We start from the raw sequence: 11,784 nt of genomic DNA on the forward strand, positions 1-11,784 counted from the left end.
GGAGAGACTGATCTGCGGAGCCACGAATTTTCTTCGAAAATTCGACGATTTTTCGGAGAAAAATCGGCCTCCCGATCCGCCTTTGATCAGATACTGGCAAGCACCGATCGGGCTGCCCTCAGCCCCGGCGCTTCGTCACCGCGACCGAGCCGATCCATTGTGACCTCCATTGCCGTCAACTGCGCTTCGCGGCCCGCCTCTCCTGAAAGGAGCCGGGTCAGAGCCGTCGCAATCGGACCGGATTGACAGGCAGGGCCCAGGAATTCCGGAACCACGCGCGTCTCGGACACGATATTGACCAGCGTCACTGTGTCGATCAGGGCGGCGCGCTTCATCATCCACCAGGTCAGGCGGTTGAAGTCATGGGCGATGACCATCGGCACCCGGTTCGCCGCGAGTTCCAGACTGACCGTACCCGAGGCGGCAAGCGCCAGATCGGCGGCAGCGAAGGCCGCGCGTTTCTCGGCAGCATCCTCGACAACCAGAGGTGCCACCTTCCAGCGGGAGGCAAGATCACGCACCAGCGGCCCGACCCCACGCACCGTCGGGATGACAACGCGCAGAGAGGGCTCCCGATCTCTGAGACGGGCAATCGCCTCTTCGAACCGCGGGGCGAGCCGCGTGACCTCCCCCTTGCGCGATCCGGGCAGGCAGAGGAGGAGCGGTTGATCGGGACCGATGGATTGCGCTTCACGAAAGGCTGCCGCCTCGGCCTCACCGGCGCGGGCCTCGGACACGACCGGATGACCGACAAAGTCGCAGGTCATGCCTGCCGCCTTCATATAGGGCGGTTCGAACGGAAAAAGTGCCAGCACATGGTCGATGACCTCGGCCATTTTCGCGGCGCGGCCCGGGCGCCAGGCCCAGACCGTGGGGGCGACATAGTGGATCGTCTTCTGATCCGGGCGCGCGGCCCGCACGAGCCGCGCCACGCGCAGGCAGAAATCCGGACTGTCGATGGTGATCAGCGCATCTGGCGCAAGCTCGGTCACCCGCGCCGCCGTCTCGGCAATCCGACGTTTCAGGTGGCGATATTTCGGCAGGATCTCCATGATCCCCATGACCGAAAGCTCTTCCATCGGAAAGAGGCTGGTCAGCCCCTCCGCCTCCATCTTCGGTCCACCGACGCCGCGAAACTCGATCCCCGGTGCCAGCACCTTCAGCCCCGCCATCAGCGCCGCGCCAAGGGCATCGCCCGAAGCCTCACCGGCGATGAGGAAGAGCTTCATGGCTCGCGCGCCCAGAGGAAGAGGCCTGCCTTTTCCGCCTCGGCGATCATCGCTGCACGGTCGAGCAGAATAACGCCCCCCGCCTCCCAGGCGATACCGGCAAGGCCTGCTTTCGCGGCCCTGGCGACGGTTTCCGGGCCGAGCGTCGGAAGGTCCATGCGCATATCCTGCCCGGGCTTCGGGGCCTTGTAGAACACCCCCCTGCCGCCCTTCGGATCGGGCCGGAGATGGGCCGCATGATCGGCCACGAAACCCAGCATCGCATCCGTTCCGGGCAGGCTTTCAATGGCAAGGCAAAGCCCCTGAGCCACGACTGCGCCCTGTCCGATATCCATCGGGCCGATGGCGGCGACGATTTCGGCCGCGCGCGTAGCATCACGGCGATCGGCATCGGAGACTTCCCCCGCAAGAACCCCGGCACCGGGAACAAGATCAGGGCTGATATCCTTCACACCCACGACCGAGAAATCCCATTCCTCGAAGATCGCCACAACCTCGCGCAGAAGTGTGTCATCACCCTGCTGGAAGGCCGCAAGAAGCCGCGGCACCAATGTGGCAGTCCGCGGATCAATCAGTTCCGGATCGATCCGGGGGCGGCGAAGAGAGCCCGCGAAGACGACGCGGGTCACGCCTTCCCCGGCAAGGTGGTCCAGAAACGGGGCCAGCCGTTCGATCCGAAACCGCAGGGGTGCCGCACCGGGGATATCGCAGGGAAAACCCTCCATCTCGGCGACGACAAACGATTGTCCGGCAAGGGACATCGAATGGGCGAGTTGACGGGGCAAAGCCCCCTGCCCTGCAATGAGTGCGGTGCCGGTCATCGCGGCGTCAGGAAGGACCGGTCGGTCGGACCCAGAATGAAATCGAGGATCTCCTGTACCAGGGCATTGTCGCTGCCCTCTTCCGCCCGCGCCCGCGCAGTTTCGCGAAAGGTGCCCTGCCCCAGCGCGCCCACCAGATCACGCAAAGCCGCGATATCGGCGCGCCCCGCGCCGCGGCGTTTCAGTCCGACCACATTCAGCCCGTCCAGGGTGCCGCGCGGTCCCTGAACCAGCCCGTGCGGGATCACATCGGCGGTGACCATCGTCACTGCACCAATCATCGCCCCGCGACCGATACGGACGAACTGATGCACGCCCGACAGGCCGCCGACGATGACCTCGTCCTCCAGCACGCAATGACCGGCAAGGGCGACGTTGTTGACAAGGATGACCCTGTTGCCGATCTGACAATCATGGGCGACGTGGCAGCCGGTCATGAACAGCCCGTCATCGCCGATCCGGGTCACACCGCCACCGCCACCGGTGCCGATATTCATTGTGACACCTTCACGGATGCGGTTGCGCTTACCGATGACAAGCTGGGTTTTTTCGCCCTTGAATTTCAGATCCTGCGGCACTTCTCCGAGCGTCGCGAAGGGAAAGATCACCGTCTCGTCGCCGATCTCGGTGTTGCCGGTGATCACCGCATGGCTCTTGATTTCAACGGCACGGCCCAGCGTGACGTCACCGCCCACGACGCAGAACGGGCCGATACGGCAGTCCGGCCCGATGACGGCCCCCGGCTCGATATGGGCCGAGGGGTGGATATCTGCGCTGTCGGCTATGGTCATCGGCTCAGTCCCGAAGATCCATCATCGCGGCGATATCAGCCTCGCAGGCCAGTTCGTCACCGACCATTGCCTTGCCGTGGAATTTCCAGATCTTGCCGCCGCCGCGCTTCACGGTCATGTGCAGCTCCAGCACATCGCCCGGCACCACCATGCGGCGGAACTTGCACCCATCAATCGACAGGAAATAGGTCAGAAGATCGCGCCCCACCACATCCATCGAGATGCCCACCAAAACCGCCGCCGCCTGCGCCATCGCCTCGACGATGGTCACACCCGGCATGATCGGCTTGGCCGGGAAATGGCCCTGGAAATGCGGTTCATTGAAAGTGACGTTCTTGATCCCGACGCACCCTTCATTCGGAACGATGTCGACGACCTTGTCGATCAGCAGAAACGGATACCGATGCGGAATGATCCGCTGGATCAGGTGGATATCGGCCTCGGTGATCGGTGCTGCGGTCATGCGTTCTTCTCCAGGGGGCATGTCGGTTTGGCCTTGCTAACAACTCGGCAAATGACTGGCAAGCCGCAGCGGTCAGTTGCCGCCGCCGCCCTCACCGTCCGGTTGTGACACAGGCTCTGGTTCACCGGAAACCGGCGCATCTGTTCCTGCCCCGAGCGCGGCGTCAATCTGGGACACAAGATCATCGGTAATGTCGATCGCGTCGGCCGCAAGGAAGATCGCGCGGGAATCCAGCACCGCCAGCGCCCCACGGCTGCGTACCACCTCTTCGATCACCGGAAAGGCCGCGGTAAAGAAAGTCTGGCGTTCGGCCTCCTGTATCTGACCGATTGCCCGGACCTTTGTATCTTGCCGCTGGCGAATATCGGTCACCTTCGCGTCGAAGGCGTCCGCCGCCACACGAAATGCGGCTGGCTCCATCGTCGCGCGCTGCTCGGTCAGGGCCTTTTCTTCGGCCGTCAGTTCGGCTTCAATCTGCCGGTTCTCGGCCGACAATTCGGCCGAGGCCGCTTCGATCCGTTGAGTGGCACGCTTGCCCCAGAGGGTGTTCAGAAACAGTTTTTCCTGATCAAGTGTCAGGATCGGGCTCGATGGCGCGGCCTCCTGCGCCACGGCAGCAGCCCCGACCGCAAGGGTCAGGGCCACAATCGCCGTTTTCAGAATACGCATCAGAACCGGGTCGAAACGGTCAGATCGAAGTTCTGTTCCTTATCGTAGCTTTGCTTGTCGAGCGCTTTCGAGAAGTTGAAGCGCAACGGGCCAAGCGGGGTATCCCAGAAGATCGACACACCGATGGAGCTGCGCAGATGCATGTCATCATCAATCCGGCCACCGAGGTTGTTGTCGAGCCCCCAGACAGAGCCGACATCGGCGAAGACACCCCCGGTGATGCCATATTCCTCGGGCAGGCCGAGCGGGAACTCGGCCTCGACCCGTGCCACGGCAAAGAAGTTGCCGCCAAGCGCATCCTCATTGCCGACGGTCAGATCGCGCGGACCGATGCCGTTCGGCTCAAACCCTCGGATCTTGCCATTGCCAGAAAACCGGTCCAACAGCCGACTGTCACCTTTGGTTGTCACGACTGCGCCGCCCTCCAGCTCTGCCCGCAGCGTCACCTCTTCGCGGAAGATCTTTTGCTGATAAGTGGCAAGACCCGTCGTCGTCACCGACTGGATATCCCCGCCGACGCCGGCAAAGTCCTGACCGAAGCGGAACAGCAGCGACCGGTTCGGGTCGAGCCCGCCGATCCGGGTATCGTAGGTGTATGTATATCCAATCGAACTGCTGATCTCGGCGCCACGCGCCGCTTCATTCTTCAGAAGCTGGGAGGATGCAGAATCAACGCTGTGCAGTTCATCCTGCGCGATCTTGTAGCTCAGCTCCAACCGGCTGAACTCGGCAATCGGGAACTCGATTGACGGCGATACGCCGATGCGCTTGGTCGAGTAGTCCGAATTGTCGTTGTCCGTTGTCGTATAGTAACCTGTGAAACGGAACTTCAGATCCCGGTCAAGGAAGGCCGGTTCAATGAACGTAACTGAGCTGTTTTGATTGTCCGCGCCGGTAGACAGGTTGACGCTGACGAACTGACCGCGTCCAAGGAAGTTCGCCTCACTCAGGCCCACGTTGAATGCAACGCCATTCGAGACGCTGTAACTTGCGCCGAAGGTAAGCGAGCCGGTCGGCTTTTCCTCGACATCGACATCGACGATGACCTGATCGGTCGCCGTTCCCTGACGTGCATCGACATTGGCGGTTTGGAAGAAATCAAGCGCCCGGATACGTTCGGCCGATTCGCGGATTTCGCGCGGATTGAAAGGATCGCCCTCGACAGTACGGAACTGGCGGCGGATAACCTTGTCGATGGTGGTTGCATTGCCCTCAATGTCGATCCGTTCGACGAAGACACGCGGCCCCTTGGTGACGGCAAAGACGACATCGAGTGTCTGGTTGCGTTCGTTCCGGGTGATACGCGGCACGATGTTCACGAAATCCACGCCCTGTTTCAGCGCGACGGCTTCCATACGGTTAATCGTATTGTCGATGGCATTGGGCGAATAGGTCTGCCCCGTGCGCAGCTTGATCGCATCTGCGTAGGGTGCCACATCGACACCCTCATATTCGCTGACCGCCGTGATATTGCCGAAATCGTAGCTCAGACCTTCGCGCACTGCGAAGGTCAGGAAGAAGGCGTCCCGCTCCTGCGAGAATTCGCGCGACACTGACAGGATCTGAAAGTCGATATATCCGCGGGCACGGTAGAAATCGGTCAGAAGCTGTTTGTCGAACTCGACCCGGTCGGCGATGAAGGTATCGCGCTGGATCAGATTGCGCAGCAGTCCGGCCTGCTTGGTCTCCAGAACCTGCCGCAGACGGCGGTCCGAATAGGCGCGGTTTCCGGTAAAGGACAGGCGCTCGATCTCGGTTACCCGACCTTCACGAATCTCAAAGACCAGATCGATGCGGTTGTTGCCGCGATCGATGATGCGCGGCTCGACCCGCGCGGCCAGACGGCCTGCCTGAGCATAAGCCTCGGTGATCGCGGCCGCATCAGCCTCGGCCTGGCTTGCGGAATAGACCCGGCGGGATTGCGACTTGATGACGCCAGCCAGGTCTTCGTCCTTGATCCGTTTATTGCCTTCGAATGAGATCACATTGATCGTCGCGTTCTCCTCAACCCGAATGATCAGGGTGCCGCCCGACGGAACCAGATCGACGCTTCTGAACAGCCCCGAAGCGGTCAGACGCTGTGCCGCATCGTTCAGACCGGCGGTGCTGACAGACTCGCCACGGGCGATTCCGGCGATCTTGGCAATGGTTGCCGGTTCAATAAGGTCGTTTCCTTCGACCACGACCTGCGAGAACGCGAAGTTCTGCGCCAGAGCATGCGTGCAAAAAAGGACGGAAATCGCTGAAAAAACAACAAAAACCGTCGACTTCAACCGGCCCGCGAGGGCGATGTCCGTTTCCGATGCACCCTGCCCGTCCGCCAACATGATCTGCCCCCTGAAATTCGGTCACTGTGTTAGGCAAAGTGACTACCGGGAAAGACTGACCTTGTCAAAAGCCACGGCGCGCCCGAAAGGGCGCGCCGTTATCAGGGCAAAATTTGAATTCGTAGCAGCGTCAGTGCAGGAATTGCAGCTCGGGCGCGTTGAGATTTGCCAGTTCGGCACCAACCATCGCGCCACCGGCCAACCCGACAACGATCGCAAGCGGGATCAGGATCCGATCCAGACCAAGGTCGATCACGACAGAGAAGCCGCGAAATCCATCTTGAATGGCCTCCATGTGTCATTCCTCCCGCAAAAGTTCGGTGCAGGAAAAGAATAGGCGGCGATTGTGGCGGCATTGCGGCGCGGACCTGTCAGCAACAGGCCCCCGCCCGCCTCAGACGCAGAACAGGTCGTTGCTCAACCCGAACAGCATGAGGGCCAGAACCAGAGCAAGGCCGATGGTCATTGCGACATTCATCAGCGCATCCGACGGGGGCCGACCACGCGCCCATTCATAGGCGTGAAACACCAGATGTCCGCCATCCAGAACCGGGATCGGGAAGAGGTTCAGCAGACCGATCGCCGTCGAGAGTGCCGCGACCATCCAGACGAAAGAGGTCAGACCTGCGCTGGCCGCCGTCGATGTAGCCTGTGCGATTGCGATGGGGCCGTTGATGTTACAACTGGAAATCGACCCGGCGATAATGCTCGAAATACCCGAAAACGTCCCCTCGACGATACCATAAGTCTGCTCCAGCCCGATCTGGAGAGCCTCACCGAATCCGGCGCTGCGCCGCGCGGGTTCGAACATGTAGAATGAGCTGATGCCGATCAGATAGGCGGTTTCCAGCCCGCCATCCTCGGCCTGTATCGGGCGCGGCCGTGGCGTCAGCGTCGCATCAAAGGTCTTGCCATCGCGCCATACGGTCAGCGTGATCGGCGCCCCCTTGCCGGCGCGCACGACCTCCTGCAGGTCGATAAAACGCGGCACCTCGACACCATTCATGGCGACAATGACGTCTCCGATCTTCAGACCGGCATCCTGGGCGGCACTTTTGGGTTGCACCGAAAGGATCAGCGGCGGTTGCGGCGTGGGGCCCGTTACCGTGACCTCCTGCCCGTCGCGCAGTACCCGGTACTCAACCGTCGGGCTTTTGGGCACAGCATCGGTCACTTCGCTCAGGGCCGTGTAGTCGGGTGTTTCCTGCCCGTTCACGGCAAGGATTTTATCCCCCGGGGCAAGTTCATTGAGCACCGGCAACGGTTTGAGGGCGGCGACTTCAGGTTCGTCGGTGGCAATGCCCGTAAAAAGCGGCATCGCAGCAAAGACAAGTATCGACAGGATGAAATTGAACAATGGTCCTGCGAACACGGTCGCGGCCCGCGCCCAAAGCGGCGCGCCATGCAGCGTATGGCGGCGCTCATCCTCTGATAGCCGCGCCATTGTATCCTCATCCGGCCCGGCCGAAGCAGCATTGGCATCGCCGAGGAACTTTACGTACCCACCAAAGGGAACGGCGGCGATCTGCCAGCGTGTGCCGCGCTTGTCCACACGGCTCCAAAGCTTGGGGCCGAACCCGAGCGAAAAGACCTCGGCATGAATGCCCGACCAGCGGCCGACAATGTAGTGGCCGTATTCATGTACCGCGACAATGATCGACAAGGCCACGACAAACGCCACCGCTGCATGCGCGAAGTCGAGTGTCGAGGTCAGAAGGCCGGGAATATCCAAGTGTCAGGTCCTCTGCATCGTTTCGATCATCTCAACCGCCACGCGGCGCGCCTCGCGATCCGTTTCCAGAACCATATCGAGGCTTTGGGCGGCCTTGCCAAGGGTTCCGGCCGCAGAAAGCCGCGACAGGACCTCTTCGACCACATTTGCCATTGCGGTAAAAGCAATTCCTCCGCCGATGAAGGCATCAAGGGCCACCTCTTTCGCGGCATTGAAGACGGCACCCGTCAGACCGCCCGCTGCCATCACCTCGCGCGCGAGCCGCAAAGCAGGATAACGTGCGGGATCGGGGGCAGCGAAGGTCAACTGCCCGATTTCGGCGAGTTTCAGCCGGTTCACCGGCAGGTGCATCCGTTCGGGCCAGTTCAGCGCATAACCGATGGCATGGCGCATATCAGGCGCGCCGAGATGGCCGATCACACCGCCATCGCGAAACCCGACCAGCGCGTGGACAAGGGATTCGGGGTGAACGAGCACCCCAATCCGCCCCGGATCAATCCCGAAGAATTCATGTGTTTCAATGAGTTCAAGTGCCTTGTTGAACATTGAGGCAGAATCGATGGTGATCCTTTGCCCCATCGCCCAGTTGGGATGGGTTGAGGCCTCGGCGACCGTCGCATGGGCCAGCCGGTCCAGCGGCCAATCGCGAAACGCCCCGCCCGAGGCGGTGATGGTGATCTCTTCCACCGCCTCCATCTCTTCGCCGACCAGCGCCTGAAAGACCGCTGAATGTTCGCTGTCCACGGGCAGGATTCGGGCACCATGGGCGCGCGCCTCGGCCATCAGGAGCGGCCCGGCAGTCACAAGGCTTTCCTTGTTGGCAAGTGCCAGCGTGCCGCCATGCGACAAAGCCCGGAAGCCGGGGGCAAGGCCAGCCGCCCCGACAATGCCCGACATGATCCAGTCGGCGGGGCGGTCGGCGGCCTCAAGCAGCGCGTTCTGCCCGGCTGCCGCGGCAATGCCTGAACCGGCCAGCGCGGCTTTCAGTTCCGGCAGTAGCGTATCGTCGGCGATGACGGCGACCTCGGCCTTCAGCGCCCGCGCCTGCGCGGCCAGCCGCGCGACATTACGACCGCCAGTCAGCGCGACCACCCGGTAGGCGTCAGGCCCGCCCTGTCGCATCAGAATGTCAAAGGTGCTTTCACCGATGGAGCCTGTGGCACCGAAAACCGAAACGCTGCGCATCCTATCAGAACCGGACGACGGGCACATCCGTCAGCTGCGCCACCAGAAGCATGAACAGCGCGGCCCCGAGGACACCGTCGAACCGGTCCATCAACCCGCCATGGCCGGGAATCAGGTTCGACGAATCCTTGACCCCTGCCCGCCGTTTGATCGCGCTTTCGGCGATATCGCCAAGCTGTGAGGCGAAGGCGAGCAGTGCGGAAATCCAGATCAGATCACGGCCCGCCGTGGAAATCTGCAGAAAGATCACCCCGACAATCGCCGCCGCAACCCATCCCGATGCCGTCCCCGACCATGTCTTTTTCGGACTGAAGCGGGGCCAGAATTTCGGACCGCCAAACACACGCCCGGCGAAATAACCGGCAATGTCGGTGACAACGACCACAAGGATCAGCCACAACAGCCAAAGCATCCCATAGCCTTCGCGGAAGGCGACCAGACCATAGCTCGCCGCCATGATCATCGCCGCATAGATCGCGTAATCCAGTTTCATCGGCCGCGCGGGGCGCAGCAGACCCGCCAAGACGGGCAGCGCCAGAAGCGGCATATGCAGCGGGTTATGGGTGTAAAGCACCAGCCCCAGCGCGACGGATGCGAGAAGGCCGAACAGCACCGCTTCGGATGGGCGGCCGCGATCGGTCATCGCCGCCAGCTCCCAAACCATCAGCCCCGCCGCGACAATGGCGAGGCCTGCAAACCAGACGCCACCCATCCATATCAGCGCGAGCCCGCCCAAGGCCATAACGGCCCCGGAAATCAGACGCGGTGCAAGATCGGCCCATTTGCCGGAGGGGGCAGTCATGCCGTCAGCGCCCCGCCATAGCGGCGCTCACGGTCAGTGAAGCGGTCCATGATCGTGGCCAGTTCCTCGGGCGTGAAATCGGGCCAGAGCGTATCGGTGAATTCGTATTCCGAATAGGCGCATTGCCAGAGCAGATAGTTCGAGATGCGCGTCTCGCCGCTGGTACGGATCACCAGATCGGGATCCGGCACGTCATGCGTATCCAGCCGCGCCTCGATGGTCGTTTCATCGACCTTGTCCGCGTCCAGCCGGCCCGCCGCGACATCCTCGGCAATCTGCCGGGCCACACGGGTCAGTTCATCGCGGCCGCCATAGTTGATGGCGACGGTCAGGTGCAGACGGTCATTGTCCTGGGTCCGCTCTTCAATCCCCGCCATCAGCTTTTGCAGCTTCTTGTCGAGTTTGGAGCGTTCGCCGATGAAGCGCAGACGCACACCTTCGGTTGAAAGCCGTTCGGCCTCGGACTGGATGTAACGGGCGAAGATGGTCATCAGACCGATGACCTCTTCGGTCGAACGTTTCCAGTTCTCGGTCGAGAAGGCATAGAGCGTGAGGTAACGGATGCCGAGCCCGGGCGCCGCCTCGACAATCGTGCGGACACGCTCGGCACCGCGACGATGGCCGACAAGACGTGGCCAGCCGCGTGACGTCGCCCAACGGCCGTTGCCATCCATGATGATGGCGACATGCGCCGGAACGCTGCCTGTGATGTCCTTCGCGGCCATCGGCCTTGCCCTTTCCGCCCCCGGAAACCCGCAGATCCTCAGACCTGCATGATCTCCGCCTGCTTTTCTTCCAGCGCCTTGTCGACAAGCGCGATGTGCCGGTCGGTCATGGCCTGAACCTCGTCATGCCAGAACTTCTGGTCATCCTCGCTCATGCCGTCGCCCTTGGCCTTCTTGATCTGGTCCATGCCGTCACGACGCACATTGCGAATCGCTACACGAGCATTTTCGGCATATTGTGCCGCAACTTTGGTCAATTCGCGGCGGCGCTCCTCGTTCAGCTCGGGGATCGGCAGCATGATGATGGTGCCATTGAGCTGCGGGTTGATGCCAAGACCGCTTTCGCGGATCGCCTTTTCGACCTTGCCGACAAGCCCCTTGTCCCAGACGTTGATCGTCACCATGCGCGGTTCGGGCACGTTGACCGTTCCCACCTGGTTGATCGGGGTCATCGCGCCGTAAGCGTCGACCATGACCGGTTCGACCATCGTGGCCGAAGCGCGACCGGTGCGCAAAGTGCCGAATTCGTGCCTCAGGGCAGTGATCCCGCCCTCCATACGGCGTTCAAGGTCATCGGTGTCGATCTCGATATCGTCGGACATGGGATGTTCCGTCTATGCTCGTTAGTTTATCGTTTTGCGCCCTTTAGCATGAAATGCCGCAAAAGGGATAGGATTTCAGCCGCCAACCAGCGTGTAGGTTCCGTCCCCGGCAAGAATGCCGCGGAAGCCGCCCGGCTCATCCAGCGAAAAGACGATGATCGGCAGGTGATTGTCGCGGGCAAGGGCGATGGCCGAGGCATCCATGACGCCCAGATGCTTTTGCAGCACCTCGTCATAGCTGACCTTGTCATAGCGCTTGGCATCGGCGTGCTTGATCGGGTCCTTGTCATAGACCCCGTCAACCTTGGTGCCCTTGAAGATCGCCTCACAGCTCATCTCATTGGCGCGAAGCGTCGCGGCGGTATCGGTGGTGAAATAGGGGTTGCCGGTGCCGGCGGCGAAGATGCAGACCCGCTTTTTCTCAAGGTGGCGCACGGC

13 protein-coding genes are annotated in these 11,784 nt (G+C 61.8%); all 13 read right to left on the reverse strand.

Annotated elements, in window-relative coordinates; genetic code table 11:
* Nucleotides 1-86: 86 nt before the first annotated feature.
* Entirely contained in the window at nucleotides 87-1,229 is a 1,143-nt protein-coding gene (gene lpxB, locus WBB85_RS19565; RefSeq protein ID WP_432640266.1) for a lipid-A-disaccharide synthase, read from the reverse strand.
* Nucleotides 1,226-2,050, reverse strand: a complete 825-nt coding sequence (locus tag WBB85_RS19570) for an LpxI family protein (protein ID WP_432640267.1) — start codon at nucleotides 2,048-2,050, stop codon at nucleotides 1,226-1,228. The genes lpxB and WBB85_RS19570 overlap by 4 nt, the downstream gene beginning before the upstream one ends.
* Entirely contained in the window at nucleotides 2,047-2,841 is a 795-nt protein-coding gene (lpxA, locus tag WBB85_RS19575) for an acyl-ACP--UDP-N-acetylglucosamine O-acyltransferase (RefSeq protein WP_432640268.1), read from the reverse strand. The genes WBB85_RS19570 and lpxA overlap by 4 nt, the downstream gene beginning before the upstream one ends.
* A 4-nt stretch (nucleotides 2,842-2,845) precedes the next feature.
* Nucleotides 2,846-3,304, reverse strand: coding sequence for a 3-hydroxyacyl-ACP dehydratase FabZ (gene fabZ, locus WBB85_RS19580; RefSeq protein ID WP_432640269.1), 459 nt, complete (start codon nucleotides 3,302-3,304; stop codon nucleotides 2,846-2,848).
* A gap of 72 nt (nucleotides 3,305-3,376) precedes the next feature.
* On the reverse strand, nucleotides 3,377-3,973 hold the full coding sequence (locus tag WBB85_RS19585) for an OmpH family outer membrane protein (RefSeq protein WP_432640270.1): 597 nt from the start codon (nucleotides 3,971-3,973) through the stop codon (nucleotides 3,377-3,379).
* Nucleotides 3,973-6,300, reverse strand: coding sequence for an outer membrane protein assembly factor BamA (bamA, locus tag WBB85_RS19590; protein WP_432640271.1), 2,328 nt, complete (start codon nucleotides 6,298-6,300; stop codon nucleotides 3,973-3,975). Before bamA ends, WBB85_RS19585 begins: the two co-directional genes overlap by 1 nt.
* Nucleotides 6,301-6,430: 130 nt before the next feature.
* Entirely contained in the window at nucleotides 6,431-6,595 is a 165-nt protein-coding gene (locus tag WBB85_RS19595) for a hypothetical protein (RefSeq protein ID WP_432640272.1), read from the reverse strand.
* Between the two features lie 99 nt (nucleotides 6,596-6,694).
* Nucleotides 6,695-8,032: an RIP metalloprotease RseP gene (gene rseP, locus WBB85_RS19600; RefSeq protein ID WP_432640273.1), complete on the reverse strand. Its 1,338-nt coding sequence runs from the start codon at nucleotides 8,030-8,032 to the stop codon at nucleotides 6,695-6,697.
* Nucleotides 8,033-8,035: 3 nt separating this feature from the next.
* A complete protein-coding gene (gene dxr, locus WBB85_RS19605) occupies nucleotides 8,036-9,217 on the reverse strand; it encodes a 1-deoxy-D-xylulose-5-phosphate reductoisomerase (RefSeq protein ID WP_432640274.1) in 1,182 nt (393 codons plus the stop codon).
* A gap of 4 nt (nucleotides 9,218-9,221) precedes the next feature.
* Entirely contained in the window at nucleotides 9,222-10,019 is a 798-nt protein-coding gene (locus WBB85_RS19610; RefSeq protein ID WP_432640275.1) for a phosphatidate cytidylyltransferase, read from the reverse strand.
* Nucleotides 10,016-10,744 (reverse strand): polyprenyl diphosphate synthase, encoded by a 729-nt coding sequence (uppS, locus tag WBB85_RS19615; RefSeq protein ID WP_432640276.1) that lies wholly within the window; start codon nucleotides 10,742-10,744, stop codon nucleotides 10,016-10,018. The genes WBB85_RS19610 and uppS overlap by 4 nt, the downstream gene beginning before the upstream one ends.
* Before the next feature lie 38 nt (nucleotides 10,745-10,782).
* Complete coding sequence (gene frr, locus WBB85_RS19620) at nucleotides 10,783-11,346, reverse strand: ribosome recycling factor (protein WP_432640277.1); 564 nt, start codon at nucleotides 11,344-11,346, stop codon at nucleotides 10,783-10,785.
* A gap of 75 nt (nucleotides 11,347-11,421) precedes the next feature.
* The coding region (locus WBB85_RS19625; RefSeq protein WP_432640278.1) for a uridine monophosphate kinase at nucleotides 11,422-11,784 on the reverse strand (363 nt) is incomplete at its 5' end.

It is taken from the genome of Albidovulum sp. (genome assembly GCF_049646345.1).
Lineage (GTDB): Bacteria > Pseudomonadota > Alphaproteobacteria > Rhodobacterales > Rhodobacteraceae > Albidovulum.